Consider the following 24,960-nt stretch of genomic DNA (forward strand, 5'->3'; position numbering starts at 1 on the left):
AACTCTCCACTCACCACTTTCTATTCACTACTTACCGCAATGCGTAACCTCCTGATATTTATCACTAAGTACAACGCATTCTTTTTGTTTCTCATTTTCGAGATCGCTTCGCTTATTATTTACGTTAAGTACAACTCTTTTCAGAAGGCTACATTCATCAACAGCACCAATAAGGTAATCAGCGAGTTTTATACCCGGGCCGACGAGGTGAAAGGCTACCTTTCGCTGCGGGAGGTGAACGATCAGCTGGCAAAAGAGAATGCCGATCTGCGCAACCAGTTGCGCTCCTCTAAGTTTTTAGATTCTGTTGCAAAGCATGTGGTTAACGATACCATTTACAAGCAACAATACGAGTACATTGATGCCAAGGTGATCAACAACTCGGTTAACAAACGCAATAACTACCTCACCATAACCAAGGGGAGTAAGGATGGCGTAGCAAAAGGCATGGGGGTAATAACCGGCGCGGGTGTTGTAGGTAAAGTAGTGCTGGTGGGCGAGCATATTTCTATTGTACAATCCCTGTTGCATAAAGATTCGCGCTTTAGCGCTATGCTGGCAACCAATAAAGAGATAGGCTACCTGGAATGGGGCGACGACCTCGACCCGCATAAAGGTTTGCTGGTAGATGTATCGAACACCGCGCAGCCAAAAATTGGCGAAATGGTAGTAACCTCGCAGCTGTCGCTTTTCCCGGCAGGCATACCAATTGGTAAAGTAAGCAAGCTGAATGCAAAAGGAGCGGGCTTTTTCCTGAACATGGAAGTGGCGTTGTCGGTAGATTTTAGCAAGCTGGAGTATGTGTATGTGATAAACAATAAGCTTGCCACCGAGCAGGCGGGATTGGAGGCCCAGGAGAAGAAAGATGAGTAGAATTATCCTGATGAACCTGGTGCGTTTTATTATGCTCATCTTCCTGCAGGTTTTCCTGCTGAAGAATGTAGCGCTTTACGATTTGAGCACGCCCTATCTTTATATCCTTTTTATCCTGCTGCTGCCCTTCGAAACACCGAATATAGTGCTGTTCATCCTGTCGTTTTTAGTAGGCTTAACTATTGATATGTTTTACGATACGCCCGGGCTGCATGCCGCGGCGTGTACGGTTCTGGCCCTGGTGCGTGTAATGTTCATCAGTATAACGGTACAGAAGGATGGCTTTGATAACGAGCCCGAGCCAACACTAAGTATTATGGGCTTCCGCTGGTTTTTTACTTATGCGCTGGTACTTACCTTATTTCATCATTTCTTCCTCTTCAACCTGGAAGTTTTTCGCCTAACTGAAATACAATACACACTAAGCCGCTTTTTATTGAGTTCAATATTTACAGTATTTTTAATGCTGATTTCGGGGCTGTTATTTTTCAGAAGGAAAGAGCGTAAATGAACAGTTTTTTTGAACGGCGCTACATTGTTGCCGGTATCTTCATAGCTTTTATATTGGTATTGCTGGGCCGCTTGTTTTACATACAGGTGGTTGACGACCGCTATGCCCTTTACGCCAGCCAGAACGTGGTGCGTAAAATGATCCAGTACCCCGCCCGCGGACCCATATTAGACCGTAATGGCAAAATAATGGTGCAGAACGAGCCCGTTTACGATATTATGGTGATACCCAAACAGGTAACCGCCTTTGATACTGTGGAGTTTTGCAAACTGCTGGGCATTGATAGGGAAGGTTATGATAAACGTATCATCAAAGCCCGTAAGTACTCGCCTTACCGCGCCTCTGTTTTCGAGAAGCAGTTGTCGGCACAATTATATGCATCCTTCCAGGAGCGGCTTTCGGAATTTCCCGGGTTCTTTCCGCAGCAAAGGCCCGTACGTACATATCCTGATTCGGCTGCAGCGCAGTTTCTGGGTTACATTGGTGAAGTTACCGATCCTATTATTAAGCGCTCCGGCGGCTATTACAGTCCCGGCGATTACATCGGCATCACCGGTGTAGAAAAATCATACGAAACTGTTTTACGCGGCCAGCGCGGCGTACAAAACTGGATGGTAGATTCGCGCAATGTGCGCAAAGGTACTTATGCAAACGGTGCTTTTGATACCAGTGCGGTTGCTGGCGACAGGCTGGTATCATCATTGGATATGAATATCCAAAAACTGGGCGAAGCCCTGATGCGGAACAAAGTGGGCAGCATTGTGGCCATAGAACCCTCAACCGGCGAGATCCTCGCTTTTGTAAGCAGCCCTACTTACGACCCGAATTTGTTGGTTGGCAGAGAGCGTGGTAACAACGCTGCCAAATTATATAAAGATCCATATAAGCCATTCTTTACCCGCCCGGTGCAGGCATTGTACCCGCCGGGTTCATCCTTTAAGCCCCTGAGCGCTTTGATTGCCATGCAGGAAGGCATGATCACGCCGCAAACGGTTTATGTATGCCGTGGCTATTACCAGTCGGGTAACCGCCGCATAAAATGTTTCCATAATGAGGTTCATGGGGCCGTAAGTTTAAGTCAGGCCATCGCCCATTCCTGCAACGGGTATTTTGATATGGTGTTTGAGAAATTAGTGAACCGTTTCGGCGCGCGTAATATTGATACCGGATACAACGCCTGGCGAAACAATGTGGCCAAATTCGGTTTAGGTGGCCGGCTGGACCTTGATATGCCGAGCGAAAGCAGGGGCCTGTTGCCTAAAGCTGCTTTTTATGATAAAATTTACAAAAAAGGCGGCTGGCGTTCCAGTACGGTTATCTCCCTGGGAATAGGGCAGGGAGAGCTTTTGGCAACGCCTTTGCAATTAGCCAATATCGAAGCTGTTATAGCCAATCGCGGGTTCTATTATAAACCCCATTTGATAAAAGCGATAGGCGAAAAACAGGTTATTAAACACGAATACACCGTGCGTAATTATGTGGGCGTAGATTCGCAATACTTCCACCCGGCAATTGAGGGGATGCAGCAGGTAGTTGATTTTGGTACTGCGGCAGGCTCAAAAATCCCCGGCATTATTATGTGTGGAAAAACAGGTACCGCCGAGGTGAAAAATAAGAGAGATAATTCCGTATTTGTGGCCTTCGCCCCGCGCGATAATCCTAAAATTGCTATAGCAGTTGTGGTAGAAAACTCGGGCCAGGGAGCAACATGGGCGGCACCTATTGCCAGCTTTATTGTAGAAAAATATTTAACCGGTAAGATCTCCACACGTTCGTCGGGCATCAATCCGGACTATTACATGAATGCCAACCTGTTGCCGCCGCCGGTGCTATCCGCGGCAGACAAAAGGCAATTACGTTTGGATAGCGTGAAAAAAGCCCAGGCAGATTCTGTCTCTAAATTAAAATTGAAAGCGGCATCAAATAAACTACCGCAAAAAGCGCCGGTGAGTAAACCATCGGCCATGCTGCCAAAACGAAAGGACGATGAGCTACAATAACAACCAGCAGCGCAGCTTTTTTTTAAATGTAGATTGGGTAACTGTACTCATTTACCTTAGCCTGTGCCTTGTTGGCTGGTTCAATATCCATGCTGCGGTTTTTGATGAGAACAAACCCAGCATTCTTGATTTTGATACCCAATATGGTAAGCAATTCATTTTTATCGTGTCGGGCATTATTATCGGTACCGTTATTTTGCTTTTAGAGAGCCGTTTCCTTTCGGCGCTGGCACCGGCCATATACGTGGTAACAGTTATACTATTGATACTGGTACTGGTAGTCGGGCGTGGGGTAGGTGGTAACCAGGCCTGGATAGATCTTGGCGGCGGCTTTAAGCTGCAGCCATCGGAGTTTGCAAAATTTGCTACGTGCTTGCTGCTGGCGCGATATCTCAGCGCTACCAACGTAAAGGTAACTGATCCCAAGTCGTTCCTGATAGCGGGTGCTATTATTTTGCTGCCGATGATGCTTATTAAAATGCAGCCGGATGATGGCTCTACCCTGGTGTTTTGCTCCCTGATATTTGTGCTTTACCGCGAGGGCTTGTCGCCATACTTTTTGATCATTGTAGGCCTGCTGATAACGCTATTTGTAACATCGCTTATATTTAATTCCTGGTACGTAATTATCGCGATAGCGATAGCTACCACGCTTATCGCCCTCTCTATAAAACGAAACCGGCCGCTGATATTTAAATTAATAATAGGGGCTGCGATAAGTATTGCCTTTGTTTTTGCAGTTAAGCCCTTATACAATAATGGCTTAAAAAAACACCAGCGCGATCGTATTGATGTTGTGCTGGGCCTTAGCAAGGATAAAAAGCATGTTGGCTATAACCAAAACCAATCTAAAATTGCCATCGGTTCGGGTGGTGCCTGGGGTAAGGGGTATTTGCAGGGTACGCAAACCAAGTACGCCTTTGTACCCGAGCAAAGCACCGACTTTATTTTTTGCACCATAGGAGAGGAGTGGGGGTTTGCCGGCTCGGTAGTAGTATTGGGGCTTTACTTGTTTTTACTGTTGCGCATTATTATGATAGCCGAACGGCAACGAGCGCCATTCTCGCGCATATACGCTTATGGGGCAGCGTCAGTCATTTTCTTCCACGTACTCATCAATATCGCTATGGCTATTGGGCTGATGCCGGTGATTGGGATACCGTTGCCCTTTATCAGTTACGGCGGGTCCTCCCTCTGGAGCTTTACTATCCTGCTGTTTATATTGCTTAAGCTGGATAGTAACCGTATGGGGGTTATTTACGGGTAAGGAAAATCGCTAAAGCAATCAGGCGTAACGTCTTCTCAGCAGCGCATAAAACTTGTCTGATGTTTCCTTTTTGCCTTCCCAGTTGTTTTTGGTTACGTAATTGTTTTTCAGGAACCTGTCGGCCTCTTCAAAACTGCTAAAGCGGTTCACAATTTCAATAGCTTCGGTATAGGCAAGGTTATAACCTTTAAACAGGTCCTTTACAAAAAGGAGCTTATCGTTAAGGGTGATGGCAGCTTTGATATCAGATAAGGGTTCAACCGCTTCCAACTCGACAGGCTTGCTTTCTTTTTTTTGTGCCGATAAACGCTGGTTAAGCGTAAGCGGAGGCTGTTCGTCGGCTTTGGGTTTCAGGTTATCTACCTGTATATCTTCCATGCTTTCGGCCAAAACCTTGTTGCCTTTTTTCGTTGGCTCTTCAAATAGTTCAGGCTCCGGTTCCTGGGTTTCTTCTTCCTCCGCCTCAATTTCGGGTTCCAGCTCAGGGGCCTCCGCTACCGGTTCGGGTATTTCTTTCACTTCCGGCGCTTTTTCTGCTTCCGGGGTTTCCTCCACAACTTCAGGCTCAGCGTCGGTTTTAGGGTCTTCTTCCTCGGGCTCCGGGTTTTCCACTTCAGCCTCTGCTTCTATCTCCGCAATGGGTGTTAACAAGGTTTCATCCTGGCTTTGCCCGTCTTCCTCATCTTCAAAATTATCAGCCTCATCCAAAACCAATTCATGGCGAACGGTCTCCGGTTCTTCGCGTTCAAACGAAAATGTATCGGCAGGTGTATCATTGCTTAAATCGATAGACGGAGCAGGCTCTTCAAGGGGTTCGGCTTGTTCAAGCTGTAATTCCTCTTCCGGCTGTACTATTTCAAATTTAATGCTGTCGTTATGGGCCGGTTTCGGCGTGTCCAATTTAAAGGGCGCGCCGGCCGGTTTCACGGGCTGTACAACGGGTTCAAACCATTTGGGCTCATCCTTAATACTGCTTTTGGCAATGGGCTGGCTTTTTATGGCGTTCAGTTTGCGCAGTATCTCGGCGTGGTCTTTTAAAAAGTGGGTGTTGGCTACAAAAAGTTCAAGCTCCAGGTCGTTTAGGTTTTCTACGGTACCTTGCAGATACTCATACTGTTCGTTTATCTCCTGTATTATTACGCCTATCTTTTTAAAAACTTCCTGTTGCTTCATGCTATTATGTTAGGAAAATGCTTATCAAAAATAGTATAAAATTCTGATATTAGCCCCTCACAAAAGTTTTGAGGTTTGTACACAGAGGAAGTTTTTAGAAGGCGTAACGAGATAGGCGGGAGTATAGAAGTGATCTGCGGGTCGATGTTTTCGGGTAAAACCGAAGAACTGATCAGGCGGGTTAACCGTGCCCGCATTGCCAAAGTACATGTAGAGATATTTAGCCCTGTGGCCGATACCCGTTACGATAAAAGCGCCCTGGTATCGCATAATCTTAATTCAATCCCTTCTAAACCAGTTGATAAAGCGGCAGCTATTTTACCCCTCGCTGCGCACATACAGGTTGTTGGTATTGATGAGGCCCAGTTTTTTGATGAGGACCTGCCGCGTGTAGTAAGCAGCCTGGCCAACAGCGGCGTAAGGGTAATTATTGCCGGCCTTGATATGGATTTTAAAGGCCGACCCTTCGGTACCATGCCCGAGCTGATGGCCATGGCCGAATCGGTAACCAAGCTGCACGCCGTGTGTGTAAAATGTGGTAGCCCGGCCTTAAACTCGTACCGCCTGGTGCCCGACGAAAGCCAGATACTGCTGGGCGAAAAAGAAAGCTACGAACCCCGCTGCCGCAATTGCTTTAATTTGGATGGCTCGGTAGGGTAGTAGTGGGCAGTTTGCAGTTAGCACAGTTCGCAGTTTGCAGCAGGCAATTAACAATATCAGTTACCATTAATTAAGGCTGTGTTTAATCTGCACATCAACGTCGTTTACTTAAGCTTTTTTGTACCTCACCTAAACGGCGAAGCCCTCATGAAATAATCCTCTCCAAAGGAGAGGACTTTTAGCCCCTCTCCTTTGGAGAGGGGTTGGGGTGAGGCTACGCAACAGGCCAACTCTTAAGTAGACAACATTGATCCGCACATCCGCACAATAATATTACAATTTGTTTATAAACAAACAGCCCCGCCTGCAGGTTACCATTACAAAAAAGTTTATGAGCATTAGTTTGTTAGCGTACCTGCATTGCAAAAAAGATGCGGAGGTGGCGTTTGATACCGAATTAAAGAAGTTGGTGAATGCATCGGTAAAGGAAGAGGGCTGCCTGGCCTACGAACTTTATCAATATAAGGATGAAGCTACCCGCTATGTAATTGAAGAGGAGTGGACCGATGAGGATACGCTATCGCGACACATGGAAACGCCGCATCATAAGTATTTTGTACACATATGCCCGGCGTTGCTGGAAAAGCCCGCCGAAGTGAAAATATTGACCCGTTTGATATAGTGTTTTTTGCTTTTCGTAATAAACAAATTATCTGCTTTAGTGTTAATGTTAAACAGTACGTTAACCTAAGTTCGCATCGATACCACAACCTATAGGAATGTAATTATGGCTAAGAAAGTTTTAGTTATTGAGGATGATAAAGATATAAGGGATGCCGTAACGCTTGCCCTGGAGGATGAAGGCTACGAGGTAATATCATCCGACAATGCTAAAATACTGAAACAATTGGATGTAGTTGCTCCCGATATTATCCTGCTTGATAACTGGCTTACCGATTGGAGCAGCGATGCCAACGGGCAACAATTAAGCAAAGACCTGAAAACTAACCCGGCCACCAGCCATATCCCGGTGATCATCGTATCGGCAGTAAGTAATATCAAAGAAATTGCCGAAGCTGGCATGGCCGATGGGTATTTAAAAAAACCGTTTGACCTGGCAGAATTGGCGGCAGTAGTGAAGAAGTACACGAGCCCCCCAACCCCCTGAAGGGGGAGCTTTTGAAACGCTTAAACATTGTAAAGCCCAGCCACATGAATTGGCCGGGCTTTACTTTTTATCTTTTTTGTTAGCTTCTCGTTCTAAATTCTGCTCCCCCTTCAGGGGGGTGGGGGGTGGGGCGCCTCTAAATCTTTATCCCCAATCCCACATTAAACGTTATACCGTCGCCGGGCAAAATGCCGGGGCCGGGATACATATTTATCCTGCGGGTGAAGTATTTCTCGTTCAGCAGATTGTTGATATTGAAATTTACGTGGTAGTTTTTCAGGAAACGGTAGTTAAACGCCACATCTACCAGTTTATAGGCCAGCACTGTTCCGCTTGCACCGGTCGGGTTAAAGATGGTGTTGTTGGCATCGCTAAAGTTTTTGCCCACATAGCTAAGCAATACGGTGCCGGTTACGGCGCCGCTTAAGTAAGTAAGGCCGGTGCGGTTGGTCCAGGTTGGGGTGCCTTCTATTTGATGGCCAACCAGGCTGTTGTTTATACCCGATACATTGATGGAACCGGTTTTGTACCTGCCGTTTGTATACGCAAGGGTGTTAAATAACCGGATATCGCTGCCCGATTGGGGGTTGAACGAACGGAGTAAAGATACCTCGGTATAAGCCTCGACACCTTTGGCAACCGCGTTGCCTATGTTGGTTAAATACAGGTGATTTGCGCCACCCCCGTCCTGCACGGTTAAAGTACCCGCACGGTTTTTATACTGTACATAAAAGGCGTTTATATCAAAAGTAAATACCTGCCTGATGTGCCCGCGATAACCCAGGTCGATATCATAGCCGCGGCTGTCCTTCATGTTAGGGTCAACAATCGTGAGCTGGTCGGCGGGGGTAACCGCGGCATAAATATACGGGCGGTAAGCCTGCGAAATATTGCCGTATAACTGACTGCTATTGTTTACCTGGTACTGTAAGCCCGCGCCAAACAGCGGGAGGTTGCGGCTCTGGTGGTAATCAACATTAGTTGTCCTGTTGTTTACAACACCTGTCAACGATGATTTAATTACCTCTATCCTTGCACCCGGCGTGAATGATAATTTATGGGTGATGCGGAAAAGGTTTTCGGCAAACACAGCGTAATTATCTGTTTGCAGATGCAGGTCGATACCGTAGTCCTTCACCAGGCTCAGGTCGAAATTGGTTGCCGTTGTACCCACACCTTTTTGCCGGCGCTTGGTAAGCGTGTTGGAGTATCTTACGCCGGTGCTTAGGGTGCTGGTCAATCCGCCCAAATTATAGCTGTGCGCTAAGCGGGCTTCGGTAGTAAAGCTGGTGTAATAATCGCGGTCTACCTGCCGCGGGTTAAAGGTTTTTAGCGTGGTGTTCAGTGTATCGTTCACACTTGAGGGTGCGATGAATTGCACGCTGTTGCGCTGTCCACCCAAAAAGTGCGAGATGACTTCCAGTTTGGTTTTTGGGCTGAAGTTATAGTTAAGCAACAATGCAGGTATATTAATAACCGGATTAAAAAAGTTACGGAAACGGTTAGACTGGCGGCTGGTAACCGCGTATTGTGCATCGGTTAAGCCACCCGCTATCTGCTGCACATAATCCGACCGGGAGAATTGGAACGAAAGACTGCCCTTGTTGTTGAACTGGTATTTGATGTTGGCGTAAAAAGCGTGGTAATTAAACGCTGCGTCGGGCCGCCAGCCATCGCCGCTGCGGGCATCAAAGTAGGCGTAATAGCTGATCTTGCCCACTTTGCCGCCAATGGCATTGTAAGTGTTAAAGAAACGGTTGGAGCCAACAGTTTGCTCGCTTTCTAACCCGAAGGTTTTGGTGGTATCAGGCTCTTTAATTTTAAAGTTCACCATTCCTCCAAACTGACTGCCAAATTGTAGTGCAGATGAGCCCCGCAGCACCTGCACCTCGCCAATGGCCTGGAACGGCATATTGTAATGGTTTTCGGGGTAGCCAAATACATCCGAGTTGGTGTTATATCCGTTCTGGCGGATGTTGGTTTCTATGGAGCGGTGCATGTCCGTCCCGCGCGTGCCGATGTTTAATTGCAATCCCGCGCCGTCCATTTCCCAAACATTGATGCCGGGAATTTGGGAGAACAAAGTCCGCGCTACGTTGCCCGATAAGTTTGCCTTGCCCGGGTCGCTGTAAATGATGTTTGTTTTTTTGCCGGAGAAGAGATAAGTGCCGCTTTGATCGGGCAGGTGTTTGCTGCGGCCTTCTTTAATAATAACGCTATCGAGTTTTACGGTATCCTTTACCGCTTTTTGTTGTGCCTGTGCATAGCTTACGCCAATGGAAAATAGCCCAAACAGCAACATTTTATATAAATGTTTCATGTGTGTTTTGTAAATGATTTTTAGGAATAATGAATAATAGCGACAGCCTGCCGCAACCTGTGCGCAGGGATTTTAAATAATAGCCGCCTTTGTTCGGGTTAACCTAAAAACTCCGGAGGCTGGCCGGCAACAGGGATGAAGGGATCTATTAAACCAACTTGTATGGGTTTAATAGTTATTGGAGCGATATCCTCAAACGCCATGAATTGATAATTAAGCACAGAATGATTGTACTTAATATCCGAGCCTGCTTTTTTGAGGGAGCCATCGTGGTCTTTATCGCCCTGGGGGATATCGTTTATCTGTTTGGCGTAGATGATGTTTTTATCTATCAGTTTAGTCTTCGCGTAGTTCTGGATCACCATCAGGTATAAGGTGTCGCGGGTTACCTTTAATTTTACGTAATTGTAGCAAGCGTTTTTTAGCTGCACCTGGCCGTCGATATTTTTATAATCGCCCCAGGTTTCGGTAACGCCGGGGAGGTGCTGGGCTACCTTTACCTCTATCAGCGCATTTGGATTGTATAGGTTTTGGCTGATAAGCTCATTCATCTGCTTATCGGTACGGTAAACCTGGTATTGCTGTAACAACAAATATCCGCCCGAATTAAACAGGTGGAGACTGAGCATTACAAAGGCAAAAATCCGTTTCAATTAATAATGGTTCTAAACAATGCAATTTTAACTAAAATTTAACAAAATGCAATGGTCATTTCCTGGCTATATTGCCAAACGGGTGTTTCACACTAAGCAAATTAATTTAACTTTGCGGAATTGACCGAAAACGACATTTAGTCAACTTTTGGTTATCGCTAACATAATTGATACTGATGCAAAGCAAAAAGCGTGTGCTGTTTTATTTGGTGGATGGCGCGCATAGCGAGGTACTGCCCGAACTATTAGAACAGGGCCTTTTACCCAATATAAAACGTATTATTGATGAGGGTACCTACCGCAAGGCTACTACCTGTTTCCCTTCTACCACAGGCCCGGCATATTTGCCATTTTTAACCGGCCACTTCCCCGGCACGCAGGATATTACCGGCATCCGCTGGTTTGATAAAAAAGAATTTAAACGTACACGCTGGAACAAAAACGCCATGCGCAGCTATTGCGGCCCCGAAGCAGCCTGGTTTAATACCGATATGCACCCGGATAAGCCTACGCTGTTTGAGTTGATGGGCGAATCGTACAATATGTACAACATGATCACCCGGAACGTGCCTGATGAAAACGATCTGGGCAAAAAAGGTAAGGGCTGGCTGTACACCAAAGCACATTTTAAACAGATCCACCACCCGGTAGATCTGCAGGGGCATGCCCGTATTATGGAGATGCTGGAATCGGGTAAGGATTTCGATTTCCTGTTTGCGGTGTTCCCCAGTGTGGATTGGGATTCGCACTATCACCATATCCGCGATGAGCGCACGATAGAAGCTTATAAAATTGTAGACAGGAGCCTGGGCACCGTTCGCGCCAAGCTCGAAAGCAAAGGCTGGTGGGAAGATACGTTGTTTGTAATGACATCCGATCACGGCCTCACCCCAACCACCAAGCACCTCGACCTGGGCGACTGGATGACCAATAACGGTTTAAAATCTGTTTACTACCCGGTTATCTGGAAGCAAAACCCAAAATCGGCGGTAATGATATCGGGTAACTCCTTCGGCAGCATTCACTTGTTGGATCATGAGGGCGACCATGTGCTCCGCGAAGCGGAAATTATGAAAATAATGGGCCAGGAGCGCCTGGAGAAACTGATCAAAGAAGATGCCGTTGATTTTGCCATTTACCGGGGCGAGGAGGAGCAAACCTTTATCATCCACAACCACGAAGGCAAAGCCAAAATAGCGGTTAAGGATGATGTATTTATCTACGAACCATTAACTACCGATGTGCTGAAATACGGCGGCAAGATAGAAGCCACCGGTCACCGTGCTATCTTGGAAGCTACTTTTGAAACCGATTACCCGGATGCCATCTTCCAGATCTACCAATTATTCCAGAGCCGCAGGGCAGGGGATATTGTAATAAGCGCCGCTGTAGGTTATGACCTGCGCGATTTTTGGGAATATCCGGAACATTTGGGTTCGCACGGGTCGCTGCATCGCCAGCACATCCACGTGCCTTTGATCTACAACCAAAAAGGCTGGGACACCCGCCCCGCACGTACTGCCGACCTGTTCGACAGCATTCTGAAATGGAAAGGCATTACGCCCGAAAAATCGGAAGGCGAGCCATTATTTTAATATATTAGTACGGAAAATCAACAATGACTGAGCAGGAAGCCATTACTGCGGATAAGCAGGAAGTAAATAAAGTATTCAACAAAAACGTTATCATAAAGGGTGCCCTTTGGTTCGCGCTGATAACGGTTATTACCATTGCCGGCATCTTTTTTTACAACAATACCGGCGATACGGTAAAGGCGCTTCAACATATCTCCTATAAATACATCGCCATTTGTTTTGTAATGCTTTTTGTAGATCTGCAGCTGGGCAGCTGGCGCAACCATATCTACATCCGCAAGCTGGCACCCGGCGTATCGCATTGGGTAAGCTTCAGGGCAAATGTGGCTAATATGTTTATGGGTGCGGTAACCCCGGCACACGGCGGCGCTGGTCCCGCTCAAATTTTTGTGTATACCAGCAATGGTGTAAAATTTATTGATGCCTTTGCCGTGAGCCTGATCAATATGGGCGCCACGCTGATATTTATGCCATTGGCCGGTTTCGTAGCTATCATGCTGATGGACACCAGCTCGGTAAGCAGTTTTGTGCCGCAGATGCTGAAGTTTGGTTTTACCTTCTTCCTGCTGTTTTTAATGGCTTTTATCCTGGCTTTTTGGAAACCACTTTGGGTTGGCGCTATCATCAAACACATCGCGAATGGCTTATCATCCATCTTCCCTAAACGGAAAGAAAAACTAAGCAAATGGGCCGAAAATTCGTTTATCAGCATCAGTAAATACCAGCAAACCTGCAGCGTTATCATTCGCCAGCACCCGTTTTTGTTCCCGCTGAGTTTGCTGATCACCACCCTGCTTTACCTTAATAAGTACTGCCTGCAATGGGTTATTCTGATGGGCCTCGGGGTAAATGCCAACCTGGTGCAGGTTATCGCCTTCCAGGTAATTATCCAGTTCGGCATTTACTTTGCACCAAGCCCGGGTGGCAGTGGCTTTGCCGAAGTATTGATCTCCAAGCTGTTCGGTACCATTATCCCGGCTACTTTGCTGCCTATATTCACGTTGTTGCAACGCTCGTTCCTGCTGTTTTTCCCGGCGATGGTTGGGGCTTATGTGGTGATTAACTTGCTGCGGAAGCAAACCATGAAAAAAGCTTAAGGCATCCACCGTTCAGGGTGTCCAGTTTTTGTTTTATGGACGCATTGGACACCCCTGAACGCACCTGGACACCAGCCATTTCTGTGTGCAAAAAAGTGCGAAAATTTTCGTGTTTTTATAAAATAAACTAATAAAAAACGAGCTGTTATTCATTTTTTTGCGTTAATAACATACCCCGCTAAAAAAGCGCGGCTAAAACCAATTATCCCTACCATGAGAAATACCTTCGGCATTATTTTCAGTGTCATCATCATCGCATGTATTTTTGCTTTTAAGGGGAATGAAAGCGGCACCATTGCGCCGGGCCAGCAGCCGCAAATTGCTGTTGACAATAAAGGCGTGGTGCGGGTGGTTTACGGGGATAAAGACAAAATATTTTGTGTGACATCTGTCGATGGTGGCGCAAGCTTTACCGCCCCGGTTTTGGTGGCCACCGTACCCAATATGCATTTGGGTATGGCCCGCGGGCCGCAGGTAACCAGCTCGCTAAATTATACGGTTATAACGGCTATGGATAAGGCAGGCGCCATCCATTGGTTCCGCCAGAGCCACGCCACAGGCAAATGGAGTAACATGGGCACCGTTAACGATAAAACCGGCTCGGCACCCGAAGGATTAATGAGCATTGCCGCCGACAAGGCCGATAACTTTTACGCCGTTTGGCTGGATATCCGTACCGGTGGTAACAACCAGGTGTACTTTTCATCCCTAAGTAGCAAAAGCATGCGCTGGACGAAAAACACCATGGCCTATCAATCACCAGACGGGCACGTGTGTGAGTGCTGCAAACCCAACATTGCCGTAAATGGCAGTGAGGTTGCCATCATGTTTCGTAACTGGCTGATGGGATCGCGCGATCTGTATGTAGCCAGGTCGGCAAACGGCGGTAAAACCTTTGGCGCTGCCCAAAAATTAGGCCTGGATACCTGGAAATTGAACGCCTGCACCATGGACGGCGGCGGAATACTATTGGGCGATAAAGGGGCTATTTACACCACCTGGCAACGCAAAGGCGGTGTGTATTTCGCAAAGGCCGGCCAGCCCGAAACCTTTATTGCCAAGGGGCGCAACTGTGATATCTCCGGCACCGGCGATAACCTTGCCTTAACCTATCAACAAAACGACACGGTGAAGATGGTGTCTCTCAAAAGCAAACAAACCATAGCCATAGATAAGGGCGCGTTTCTGCAGGCATCGGCACTGCCCCATGGAAAAACGCTTTGCGTTTGGGAGCAAGCGGGAACGGTTAAGTTTAAGGTGTTGTGATTCGGTACTATCCACCCCAAAAATCAATCTTAAATAGATAAATCTATTGAGGGGACAGTTATCTCGTCTGTAAGATGCTTCCCAGCGTTTGCGGTAAGGTAAATTCGGTCTCCAATTAGCATTGTAATAAAAACCACCGGCGTTTGTAACGTTTTTTATTGATGGTCGTCTGTGTAAACAAGCAAAAATTGCTTAAACCATTACACAATTTATCATCATGAAAATCAAACTTATTATTGTAGCCATCGGACTGCTGGCATTTACAGGCGATGCACTTACCCAACTAAACGTAGACGGCAAAGAAGCCAACGAGTATATGTTCCAGGCGGTAAAAACCAGCAACGTATACTTTAAAACCGACCTGGTAGACAAAGCCCGCAGCCTGCCTGTAGATGTACGCGTGGCCTGCACCCGCGAACTGGTGCAGCTGGCCAAAGCTTACACCCAAACCGACGCCTTTGCAAGCGATTACAAAAAGTTCCGTAACAAACAGCTTTATGGCAAGGCCAAACGCTTTGGTATGCCCAGTGTATCAGGCCTGTTAAACAAGGCTAAGGACAAAGTGCTGAACGGCGATAACGGCGAACAAAGCTATCCCGGCGATCCGCAGGAAATGGTGAAGAAACGCCTTGAAGAATTTATGAAGGTTACCGCCGAGGTAGATTTTAGCGCCAAAACCGCCAACGGCGAATTTATCGACGAAGAGTATCGCCGCAAACCCGGCCAATGGAAAATGTACTACCGCGCGGGAAAACCGGTTATTACAGCCGCCCGCGAAGAGGTTGCGGCCTGGTTGAAGGAGCTGTAGAAGTAAGCGTTTATCTGTCAAAACAAAAGCCATCGGTTAATACCGGTGGCTTTTGTGTTTTTAATTACCCATGCGCATGTTTGCGTAGCGGATCATGGTGAGCCTGTCGAACCATAGCGGCCAGGGCCTTTACATGCGCCATTCGACAGGCTCCATTTCATTCCCCACCATCGGTCGAAGGTATAAACTTCGACCAGTGGCAGAAGTAAGGTGCTTTTTGTTGAATTATTTTTTACTCCCGCTTAATAACTTCTCCAGTTTCTCTTTCGTTTCCGGAATTGCCTGCAGTGTTAGAGCCTTTTTGAAAGTTTGGATAGCTTTGGGTTTATCGCCGGTGGCGAGGTATAGGTCGCCCAGTGAATCATAGCAATTGGCGCTTTCGGGGTTGTTGGCAATATTGAGTTTGAATAATGTCTCTGCTTTTTTGTATTGCTTTGCGTTCAGCATCTGGTAACCCAGGCTGTTAACCTGGCTTTCACCTGGTTTAACCAGGTACCCCATTTGTTCCGAAACGTTTTTGTAATGCGCCACCAGCACCGAGTCTATTTTAAAACCGGGATCTTTTAATTCGCTGTTGTAAATTTTAAGCTTGTAGAAATCAAAGATAAACCGGAGCGCATCATATTCTCCGATCAATCTTACAGACGGGTGATCATCGTTTTCATAATACCCCGCTTTAAAACGCAACTGGTTCTTCTTGTTTTTATTAAGGTCTTTAATAAATTCCAAGTTGCTGCGGATAAGCGCCGTAGACCCGCTGGTGTCTTTTTGAACACTTAATGTGTCAACCCCTCTTTCCATACGGTTGGCCATGGCCATAAACAATGTTTTGCCTTTATAATTTTGAGCTGGCAAAATCGTTTTCGCTTCTTTTACGGGTTTTTGATTATCCCACCATAATGATGCCTCGAGCGAAACATAAGAATTAAATAGCTCCGGTTTATGCAGCAACGCGTTCATTACCGTTAATCCGCCAAGGGAGTGACCGATAAATGTTTTATAAGTGGTGGTGGGGTAGGTTGCATCGATATATGGAATAAGTTCCTTCTCTACATAAGCCATGAACTTTTCGCCGTTGCCAACCACACCGGGCAATTCTTTATCGGTCCCGGTGGTTAGTTCGGTAAGCCTGTTAGAATGTACAATGCCAACCACGATCATAGGAGGACAAAGGCTCGATTCGGCCATATGCTCGGTAATACTTACAACGGTGTTGAAATTCTCACTTCCGTCCAGTAGATAGATCACCGGGTAATGTCCACGGTCTTTAACTTTATTTCCGCCGTTGCTGGTAGGGATATGGATCCAAACTTTACGCTGTTGGGCTAAGATCTTCGAAGGAATGGTTTCCTCAAACCCTGTAGTAAAGGGGCTGTTATCCTGTGCGTGCGCGCAAACTGACATTGCCAGGATGGCTATACAGCAGAAAAAGAATTTAACAGAACTATTTAGCGTAAGGCCGGGTAGGTAGTACTTCATGAAGGGTGTTTTATATATGTGTTATAAAAGACGCCAAATTCATGATGATGTTGCAGAATACTTCGCAATGTTTGGAATTAAAGATGATAGCAGGAGAAGATGCTCTACTGGTTGGAGTTTAGCGCAGCATAACTTCAACCTAAAATATGGGAAATTCCCAACTTCTGACTTGCCAAATCGTTGCTTTTGTTGAGCTAACATTTCCACGTAAACTGAAAGCTTAAATCATCGTAGGTCGAAGTTATAAACTTCTACCAGTGAGGGGTATTTATTTTAAGCCAACCCACGCAATATTGCCAATCTGTTTGCAGGCGCATTAGGAGAGAGAAAGTCGGTAATTGTATTTAAACTTCTTTTAGGGCGACCAAGAAACTCAACCGGCCATTCGGTTAGCCGTCGTTCTTTAACGTGTATAAATTCACCCGGGTGTGGTTCACTAATGTATTCTTCCTGCAACACTAAAGCTAATGGCTCTTCAGTGCCGGGATTGCTTTCAAAAAATTCAAGTGCGTCCTCGTAGTTATCGAAAGCGTAATAATAATCTTCGCCGTCATCTGTGTCCGGGGCTCCATTTTCAGGATGGCACCAAACTCGATATTCTAATACTTCGTCCCAGACATATCCACCACCTGATTTTACAAGCGCTGGGTATGTGCCCACTAAATCGATGTCTTTAACGGTTGGATATTTTGACATGGTTCTAAATTAATAAGTTATTTCAACAAAAAAAGCCACCAGTTAAAAACTGATGGCTTCCAAATGTCTATAAATCCCAAAGGCTTATACCCCCAGATCCTTCATTATCGTATTGATCTTATCATCCAGTTGCTTGTCTGTTTCGGCGTAGGCTTCTTTGCTGGCCAGTTTGCCGTTTACGCTGCAATAGAACTTGATCTTTGGCTCAGTGCCTGATGGGCGGGCCGAGATGATGCTGCCATCGGCGGTAATAAACTGCAATACATCTGATGTTGGCAGGTCGATAGCTTTGGTGGTGTTGCTGGTCAGGTCGGTTTCCACGCTTTTTTCGTAATCCTTCAGGGTGATCACTTTTGATCCACCCAGTTCGGCAGGCGGATTGTTGCGGAACTTATCCATCATAGCCACAATTTCCTCGGCACCTGTTTTACCTTTTTTGGTAAGCGAGATCAGCTTTTCTTTATAGAAACCGTACTGCACATAAGTATCCAGCAGGGCCTCGAAAAGGCTGCTGCCTTTGTCTTTGTAGTAGGCGGTCATTTCGGCAATAAACGCGCTGGAAACAACGGCATCCTTATCGCGCACAAAATCGCCGATGAGGTAACCGTAGCTTTCCTCGCCGCCACCAATAAAGGTTTGCTGACCTTCGAATTTGGTCATCAGCTCGCCAATGTATTTAAAGCCGGTAAGCGTGTTGTAGCAGGTTACGTTTTTGGCTTCGGCAATTTTATCTAAAAGGTAAGTGGTAACAATAGTTTTTACAATGTACTCCTTGCCGGTTAGTTTGCCTTTTTCTTCCCAGGCGGTAAGCAGGTAGTTGATGAGCATGGTGCCGGTTTGGTTACCGTTAAGCAATACAAACTCGCCTTCGGTGTTTTTTACAGCGATACCTACGCGGTCGGCATCCGGGTCGGTAGCCAGTACCAGGTCGGCATCGGTATCCTGTGCTTTTTTAAGGGCAAGGGTAAGGGCCTCTTTTTCCTCGGGATTAGGATAAACCACGGTTGGGAAGTTGCCATCCGGGGTGGTTTGCTCATCCACCAAAATCACGTTCTCAAAGCCGAAACGCTCCAAAGCCTGCGGCACCAAAGTGATACCCGTACCATGGATAGGCGAGAAAACGATCTTCAGGTCCTTCTGGCGTTTAATGGCGTCAGGAGAAACCGAAAGGGTGGTGATGTTATCTAAATAAAGCGCATCCACCTCTTCACCAATTTCTTCGATGTTGGCATCTACGCGAGTGAAGTTCACCTCATCGATACTTTTGATGGCTGCAACCTCATCCATTACGGCAGCATCGTGCGGGGCAACAAACTGACCGCCATCATCGCCGTAGGCTTTATAACCGTTGTACTCTTTTGGGTTGTGCGATGCGGTAAGCATTACCCCGCTTTTGCAACCGAAGTGGCGCACGGCGAAGGAAAGCTCGGGCGTTGGGCGCAGTGCCTTAAAGTAATAAACGTGGATACCATTTGCAGAGAATACATTAGCGGTAATGGTAGAGAACAGGTCGGCATTGTTGCGGCTATCATGTGCAATGGCCACCTTGATCTTTTCGCCGGGGTAGGTTTTTTTAAGGTAGTTGGCCAGGCCTTGTGTGGCCGAACCAATGGTGTATTTATTAATGCGGTTACTGCCAGGGCCCATAATACCACGGAGGCCGCCCGTACCAAACTCCAGGTCGCGGTAAAACGAATCGGTAAGTTCTGTGTACGCTTTATCGTCTATCATTTTCTGAATTTGTGCCTTCACATCAGCATCATAATTTCCTTCGAGCCATGAGTTTGCTTTCTGAAGGATGGTAGGGTCTAATTCCTGCATAGTAGTATGTTGTATTTTCGGTTAATAGGATTCTTACATCCAAATATGATAATAAAAATGTATTTTAAGTATGATGAGAACTATTCTATCACAGAATATTAACATTGGATTAATAGAATAGAAAAAGCAGGCTTTTTGTTTAGGGGGGATGGAGATTTTTGGGAGAAGGGGAAAAGGGAGCCTCACCCCAAACCCCTCTCCAAAGGAGAGGGACTTAAAAAAGTTTTAGAACCCTCTCCTCTGGAGAGGGCAGGGTGAGGCTCGGATCTATTGCTTCACCGTATCATCCACAAACACGTCATCCAGTCCGCGCTTATTGCCGTCGGCTATTTTACCTTGCAGCATACTTTGCCCGGTGATGCCGGGGTTGTTGCCATGCCCAAGGGGCCATTTGCCGGTGGTTTCTTTTATGCTGAGCTCGGCCATCAGGGCGGCATTCAGGCTGAAGTCGGTACAGTTATTTTTGCTGAGATGGTATTTTACGCCATCGTAGTTTTTGGTGAGTGCCAGGATCTTTTCAAACCTGCGTTTAGAGATGAACTTTCCGGCCACCTCATCCCATTTATGCTGCCCATCATCCCTGAAAGCAGAATGTGAACCGGGGAACAATGGTGTGCCTGCAAAAGGGTGCTGCTTATCCGGGTAAAAACCAAAGGAGAGCGATACGTAGGTAGAATCGCTGTTGTATTTAATAAGCGTAATAAAGGTATGCCCCGAGTTGGTGAATTTGTAAACTTTGGCCTTGCCGCCTACAGGCTGTTTTACATGGATAAGCATGGCATAGGCTACGGCTTTTTTGCCATCCGTAAAACTTTCAACAATACGCTGGTAGGTTATTTTGGGGCTCCGCGGTTCTTTGTCGGTAAGAGGCAGCTGCAGGGCGGGCTGGTGGTTCAGCAGGGTGTCGTCTTTATCGTTAAAGTTGAGGTAGCGTTCGTCGAGGTTGGTTACATCCGCGTTGAGCGAGTCGGACGGAAGGGGAGTAGCGGTAGTAAGTGTATCGGCGTCCCCGGCTTGATCGGCCTTGTTATATTGCAGCGTTTTAAAAAAGCATTTCATCGCCAGCGAATACAGTTTTAAGCGGGCGAAGGTATTGGCGAGGTTAAAAAGTAGTTTTTTGTTAGATTGGTTGGCTTCCAGATCGGTGCCGATATTCATCTCCCGCAGGTGTTTCATCAGCGCTTTGCGGTCGGATGGTTTGCGGATAGATACTTGTAGTTCCTGCTGAAGCGCGGGGTCTTTTAATGCGCTTTTTGCAATAAGCGACCTGTTGACAATAAAGCCCGGGTTCTCTTTCAGGTACCTGCCGGTGGTATCAATAGCGGCGGGATCGTGTAGTACAGCCGACAATACCTGCGCTTTTGAGCCCGAATTAAAACTCAAAAAAGCTACCGCAATAATTAAAGTTTTTACAAAAAATGAAAAACGACGGGTGCTCATACGCATTGTGAAAATAGCTTGATGAAGATAGGTAATAGCCGTGGTTTTGAGAGCGTCTTTAACACTAAATTAACATATTATAACATTAATTTACATTTTGGCGACCAATTAACGCCTCATAATCATCTATCGTATCGATATCTATCCCGCCGTTTTCAAACGGTATCCGGGCGATATCATCAGCACGATCTTGCAGGATCTTCCTGGCTCCCTCATGTCCCTGCAGCAAAAGAAGATCGGGAAATAACGATTTGTTAAACAGAACGGGCACACCCGCAGCCCCTTTGTAGGCGCAAGCGATGATGGGTTTGCCGGTATCTTTCTGTTGCTGCAGCATGGCATTAAGCAGCTGGGTATCAACAAAAGGCTGGTCGCACAGCATGATGAAGGCGCTTTCGGCTCCCTGTTTTATCATTTCATGGATAGCCAGTCGGATGGAAGAGGCCATGCCCTCGGGCCAGTCGGGGTTTTGCAGTATGGTTACCTTTTTATTTGGTTGGATGGTTATCTGCTCCCCATTCGCCCCTAGCACAACTACAATGGGACTGCAAGCCGAATCAAGCGCCGTATCGATAGCGTGCCGCAAGAGGGTTTTGCCCTTAAAAACGAGGTTTTGCTTGGGCTGCCCCAGCCTTTTAGATTCGCCGGCGGCTAATATGATAATGCCTGCCATTAATTAGTGATGGTGGTTAAGTGCGGCGCGTGGATAGATGCCGGCTTATATTTTAGCGAGTAGCCTTTACGATGAGACAGCACCGCCTTTATTTCGGCAACAATAGAAAGGGCGATCTCTTCAGAGCCCTCCGAGCCGATATCCAAACCTACCGGGCCATAAACGCTTTTAAGCTGTTCTTCGGTTACTTTTTGTCCGCCGTCTTCTATCTCGGCAAGCAGGCGGGCCAGCTTCTTTTTTGGGCCGAGGATGCCTATATAATTTAATTGCAGCGGTAATAATTCCTTCAGTAGGGCAAGTTCGTAGTTGTAATTATGGGTCATCAGTACAAAGGCGGTATGCTCGTTTATGCTGATGTGCGATAGCACCTGTTCCGGTTTAGCAACAATTACTTTTTGTGCCGATGGGAAGCGTTCGGGCAAGGCATAATTGGGGCGGCCATCAATAACCGTAGTGTCCCAGCCCAAAACCGAAGCGAATTTGGCCAGTGGCACAGCATCATTCCCTGCGCCGATGATCACCAGCGAAAAAAGGGGTTTTATAAATTCAACAAAGGCTGTGTACGGCATAGCGCCATCATACAGTTTGGTTTCAGATTTACCATTTTCCATCACCCGTTTTGCATCAATAATTATCTGCGCATGGTGTGCCGAGTTTTCCAGCCCGTTCAGCAGAAGGCCGCTTTCTGTTAAACACAGGCACGTACCGGGTTGCGGCGCTTTCCTGTCCTCCACAGAGAACAGCGTAACCAGTACCGCGTTCTTACGACTGGCAATTACAGTTTTTAAAAAACTGATGGGGTTGTTAGGTTCCTCATTTATCGGTTCGATGAGGATATGGATAATGCCGTTGCAGCCGAGACCTACGCCAAGCTTGGCGTCATCATCGTCGGTAGTATCATAGGTAACCAGCATGGGTTCCTGCTGTAAGATCACCAGCCGGGCTTTGCGCAGCGCATCCCCCTCCAAACAGCCTCCGCTGATGGCACCCGTAAGCTGACCGTCTTCGGTGATGAGCATGCGTGCACCCGCCCTGCGGTAGGCCGAACCCTCTACCTGCACCACTATTGCCAGCGCCGTTTTTTTGCCCTGTTTGGCGGCTATATCATACGCGGCGACTATATCTATCAGTTCTTTCATTGGTTAATTTGACTGGGGTTGCAGGCGCAAATGTCCGCTTGCAGAGTTGACTCCCCCCAACCCCTCTCTACTTCGTAAAGAGGGGAGTTTTTTATTTTTATAATTTTTCTTCACCCTCTTTGCGGAGCAGAGAGGGTCGACCAGCGTTAGCGTAGTCGGGGTGAGTCGACTTGCCGAGCGGACATTTACGCCCGGTTACAAAACTCCAGGTTTCAAACCCATCGCTATTTGCCTTTTCCGTATTATATCAATTTATCCGGCGTTATCGGCAGATCCCTCACGCGTTTGCCTGTGGCGTTATAAACCGCGTTGGCCACCGCCGCTGCCATACCTATCAGCGCTATCTCGCCCATGCCCTTGGCGCCGATTGGGTTGATATACGGATCGGGTTTGTTTACAAAAAGGGCTTCTATCTGCGGGATATCCGCATTCACCGGCACATGATAATCGGCAAAGTTATTGTTTACAAAGCGTCCGTAGCGGTGGTCGATAATGGCTTCTTCCATCAGCGCCATACCTATGCCGCCTATGGCACCGCCAACTACCTGGCTGCGCGCCGTTTTGGGGCTGATGATCTTACCGGAATCGGCCACGCAAACTACTTTATCAACTTTTATTACACCAGTGGTTGGGTGCACCAACACCTTCACAAAATGCACCGACCACGATTGCATCGAATATTTTTCGTTATCGGGCCCGGGCTGCGATTTGGTTAGTACCTCCAACGAAGGCAGGTTCTTCTCTTTCAGTATTTTTACATAATCAGGGTTATCGGTACCGCCGTTACCCATCAGCTGCTGGAATTTCTCCTTCAGCACAGTACAGGCATCATGTACGGCAGAGCCTACCGCCGAGGTGGTGGCCGAGCCGCCCTGCATCGGCGCAAGCGGCAAGGCCGAGTCGCCCATTTCGAATTTTATTTTACCGGGATCGATGCCCATTTTATTAGCTGCTATGAGCACCATAGCGGTACCTGTACCCGGGCCTATATCGCTCACGGCCGTTTGGATGGTAAGCGTGCCATCGGCTTTCATAATGGCCCTGGCCACTGCTACATCGCGGTAAGCGCCAAACATGCCGCCGCCCATGCCATAGCCAACCAGCCAGCCATTTTGTATGGTGGTACCGGCTTCGGCTTTCCGGTTCTCCCAGCCAATTCGTTCGGCACCCATCGCGTAGGCTTCGTCCAGGTATTTGCTGCTATATTGCTTGTTATTGTCAGGATCCACTTTGGCGTAGTTTTTCAGGCGCAGGTCGATAGGGTCCATCTTCAGGGCGTAAGATAATTCATCCAATGCGGATTCCAGTGCGAACGCACCCGTAGCTTCGCCCGGGCCGCGCATCCAGGTGGGGGTGTTCACATCCAACGACAATAACTTGTAGCGGGTGGTCACATTCGGTACGGCATACAAGCCCTTACTGGTATTAATAGGTCCTTCGGCAAAATCTTCGAAGGTGGAAGTTTGCCCAACCGCTTCGTGGGTAATGCCTACCAGTTTGCCATCGGCAGTAGCGCCGATGCCAATTTTTTGCCAGGTATAAGGGCGATAACCAACTGATGTGAACATGTCCGGACGGCTCAGTACCAATTTTACCGGGCGCTTTACCACTTTTGCGCCAAGTATCGCGGCTACCTCGTGTGGCCAAACCTGTAGCGCGCTGCCGAAGGCACCACCCACAAATTGCGAGTTTACCTGTACGTCTTCTTTTTTTAGTTTAAAGGCCTTGGCAATATCATCGCGGGTAGCCTGTGTGCCCTGGGTTTTGTCCCACACGGTGAGCTTATCGGGCGCGTCCCAGCGGGCAATAATAGCGTGGAGTTCCATCGGGTTATGGATCTCGCTGGGGTGAATGTATTCCTGCTCCAGTTTAATGGGGGCCGTTTTCCAGGCATCAACCGTGCCTCTTGTAAAATCCTTACCACCCCATGCGCCAACGCCTCGGCTCAAATCTTTCGGTGGTTTGGTATCGTGTGCCTGCTTATTGTACGTAGCCTTTACCAGCGATGCCGCATATTGCGCACGCTCGAAGGTATCGGCAACCACCATGGCTATAGGGTGCCCATTGTATAAGATCTTGTTATCGTAAAACACCTTTAACGGGCCGCTTTTTGCACCCGGTTTTTGTGCTTTGGTGGGGATATGCCCGGGCACTTTCGGCGAGTTTAAATAAGTAAGCACGGCCAGTACGCCAGGCGCTTTCGCGGCCAGTTTGGTATCAATAGTAGCTATGGTGCCTTTGGTAATGGTACTGCCTACCAAAACGGCATAGGCCATATTCGGCTGGTTATATTCGGCAGAGTATTTGGCGGCGCCGGTAACTTTGGCGCGGCCGTCTACACGGCTCAGCCCGTCGGCAGATGTTGGTATGGGTTTGTTCAT

General features: G+C 47.3%; 21 protein-coding genes. 11 read left to right on the forward strand and 10 right to left on the reverse strand.

Annotated elements, in window-relative coordinates; genetic code table 11:
- Positions 1–39 precede the first annotated feature (39 nt).
- The 4 genes from mreC to rodA are packed head-to-tail and all read left to right on the forward strand — an operon-like array spanning position 40 to position 4,651.
- Entirely contained in the window at positions 40–873 is an 834-nt protein-coding gene (gene mreC / locus IDJ77_RS23130) for a rod shape-determining protein MreC (RefSeq protein ID WP_191191359.1), read from the forward strand.
- Positions 866–1,384 (forward strand): rod shape-determining protein MreD, encoded by a 519-nt coding sequence (locus IDJ77_RS23135; protein WP_191191360.1) that lies wholly within the window; start codon positions 866–868, stop codon positions 1,382–1,384. Before mreC ends, IDJ77_RS23135 begins: the two co-directional genes overlap by 8 nt.
- Entirely contained in the window at positions 1,381–3,384 is a 2,004-nt protein-coding gene (mrdA, locus tag IDJ77_RS23140; protein WP_191191361.1) for a penicillin-binding protein 2, read from the forward strand. The genes IDJ77_RS23135 and mrdA overlap by 4 nt, the downstream gene beginning before the upstream one ends.
- The gene (gene rodA / locus IDJ77_RS23145; protein WP_191191362.1) at positions 3,371–4,651 is read left to right on the forward strand and encodes a rod shape-determining protein RodA; all 1,281 of its coding nucleotides are present in this window, start codon (positions 3,371–3,373) and stop codon (positions 4,649–4,651) included. The genes mrdA and rodA overlap by 14 nt, the downstream gene beginning before the upstream one ends.
- 18 nt (positions 4,652–4,669) lie before the next feature.
- Here the strand turns inward: rodA and IDJ77_RS23150 are convergent, their stop codons facing one another.
- Positions 4,670–5,824 (reverse strand): hypothetical protein, encoded by a 1,155-nt coding sequence (locus IDJ77_RS23150; RefSeq protein WP_191191363.1) that lies wholly within the window; start codon positions 5,822–5,824, stop codon positions 4,670–4,672.
- A gap of 75 nt (positions 5,825–5,899) precedes the next feature.
- On the opposite strand from IDJ77_RS23150, the gene IDJ77_RS23155 reads away from it, so the two are divergent.
- From IDJ77_RS23155 to IDJ77_RS23165, 3 genes are all read left to right on the forward strand, one after another.
- Positions 5,900–6,484: a thymidine kinase gene (locus IDJ77_RS23155; RefSeq protein ID WP_191191364.1), complete on the forward strand. Its 585-nt coding sequence runs from the start codon at positions 5,900–5,902 to the stop codon at positions 6,482–6,484.
- Between the two features lie 331 nt (positions 6,485–6,815).
- Positions 6,816–7,106, forward strand: coding sequence for a putative quinol monooxygenase (locus tag IDJ77_RS23160; protein WP_191191365.1), 291 nt, complete (start codon positions 6,816–6,818; stop codon positions 7,104–7,106).
- Between the two features lie 105 nt (positions 7,107–7,211).
- The gene (locus IDJ77_RS23165) at positions 7,212–7,592 is read left to right on the forward strand and encodes a response regulator transcription factor (protein ID WP_191191366.1); all 381 of its coding nucleotides are present in this window, start codon (positions 7,212–7,214) and stop codon (positions 7,590–7,592) included.
- A gap of 136 nt (positions 7,593–7,728) precedes the next feature.
- Here the strand turns inward: IDJ77_RS23165 and IDJ77_RS23170 are convergent, their stop codons facing one another.
- Positions 7,729–9,912 carry a TonB-dependent receptor family protein gene (locus tag IDJ77_RS23170; RefSeq protein WP_191191367.1) on the reverse strand — a complete coding sequence of 728 codons (2,184 nt, stop codon included), beginning with the start codon at positions 9,910–9,912 and terminating at the stop codon, positions 7,729–7,731.
- 98 nt (positions 9,913–10,010) lie between these two features.
- Positions 10,011–10,565 (reverse strand): hypothetical protein, encoded by a 555-nt coding sequence (locus IDJ77_RS23175; RefSeq protein ID WP_191191368.1) that lies wholly within the window; start codon positions 10,563–10,565, stop codon positions 10,011–10,013.
- A gap of 176 nt (positions 10,566–10,741) precedes the next feature.
- Between IDJ77_RS23175 and IDJ77_RS23180 the strand changes: the two genes are divergently transcribed.
- The 4 genes from IDJ77_RS23180 (at position 10,742) to IDJ77_RS23195 (ending at position 15,331) form a co-directional block, all read left to right on the forward strand.
- Positions 10,742–12,160: an alkaline phosphatase family protein gene (locus IDJ77_RS23180; protein WP_191191369.1), complete on the forward strand. Its 1,419-nt coding sequence runs from the start codon at positions 10,742–10,744 to the stop codon at positions 12,158–12,160.
- Between the two features lie 23 nt (positions 12,161–12,183).
- Positions 12,184–13,257, forward strand: a complete 1,074-nt coding sequence (locus IDJ77_RS23185; RefSeq protein WP_191191370.1) for a lysylphosphatidylglycerol synthase transmembrane domain-containing protein — start codon at positions 12,184–12,186, stop codon at positions 13,255–13,257.
- Between the two features lie 213 nt (positions 13,258–13,470).
- Positions 13,471–14,523 carry a hypothetical protein gene (locus IDJ77_RS23190; protein ID WP_191191371.1) on the forward strand — a complete coding sequence of 351 codons (1,053 nt, stop codon included), beginning with the start codon at positions 13,471–13,473 and terminating at the stop codon, positions 14,521–14,523.
- A 217-nt stretch (positions 14,524–14,740) separates the two neighbouring features.
- The gene (locus tag IDJ77_RS23195; protein ID WP_191191372.1) at positions 14,741–15,331 is read left to right on the forward strand and encodes a hypothetical protein; all 591 of its coding nucleotides are present in this window, start codon (positions 14,741–14,743) and stop codon (positions 15,329–15,331) included.
- A gap of 225 nt (positions 15,332–15,556) precedes the next feature.
- On the opposite strand, the gene IDJ77_RS23200 is transcribed toward IDJ77_RS23195, so the two are convergent.
- The 7 genes from IDJ77_RS23200 to IDJ77_RS23230 form a co-directional block, all read right to left on the reverse strand.
- Positions 15,557–16,810: an alpha/beta hydrolase-fold protein gene (locus IDJ77_RS23200; RefSeq protein ID WP_191191373.1), complete on the reverse strand. Its 1,254-nt coding sequence runs from the start codon at positions 16,808–16,810 to the stop codon at positions 15,557–15,559.
- Positions 16,811–17,083: 273 nt separating this feature from the next.
- Positions 17,084–17,506, reverse strand: a complete 423-nt coding sequence (locus tag IDJ77_RS23205; RefSeq protein WP_191191374.1) for a GCN5 family acetyltransferase — start codon at positions 17,504–17,506, stop codon at positions 17,084–17,086.
- An 84-nt stretch (positions 17,507–17,590) separates the two neighbouring features.
- Positions 17,591–19,327, reverse strand: a complete 1,737-nt coding sequence (locus IDJ77_RS23210) for a phospho-sugar mutase (RefSeq protein WP_191191375.1) — start codon at positions 19,325–19,327, stop codon at positions 17,591–17,593.
- A 267-nt stretch (positions 19,328–19,594) separates the two neighbouring features.
- A complete protein-coding gene (locus IDJ77_RS23215; protein ID WP_191191376.1) occupies positions 19,595–20,767 on the reverse strand; it encodes a hypothetical protein in 1,173 nt (390 codons plus the stop codon).
- 85 nt (positions 20,768–20,852) lie between these two features.
- Positions 20,853–21,440 (reverse strand): nucleotidyltransferase family protein, encoded by a 588-nt coding sequence (locus tag IDJ77_RS23220; protein WP_191191377.1) that lies wholly within the window; start codon positions 21,438–21,440, stop codon positions 20,853–20,855.
- The gene (locus tag IDJ77_RS23225) at positions 21,440–22,579 is read right to left on the reverse strand and encodes an XdhC family protein (RefSeq protein WP_191191378.1); all 1,140 of its coding nucleotides are present in this window, start codon (positions 22,577–22,579) and stop codon (positions 21,440–21,442) included. Before IDJ77_RS23225 ends, IDJ77_RS23220 begins: the two co-directional genes overlap by 1 nt.
- A gap of 242 nt (positions 22,580–22,821) precedes the next feature.
- Entirely contained in the window at positions 22,822–24,960 is a 2,139-nt protein-coding gene (locus IDJ77_RS23230; protein ID WP_191191379.1) for a xanthine dehydrogenase family protein molybdopterin-binding subunit, read from the reverse strand.

It is taken from the genome of Mucilaginibacter pankratovii (genome assembly GCF_014773265.1).
In the GTDB taxonomy this organism is placed as follows: Bacteria; Bacteroidota; Bacteroidia; order Sphingobacteriales; family Sphingobacteriaceae; genus Mucilaginibacter; species Mucilaginibacter pankratovii.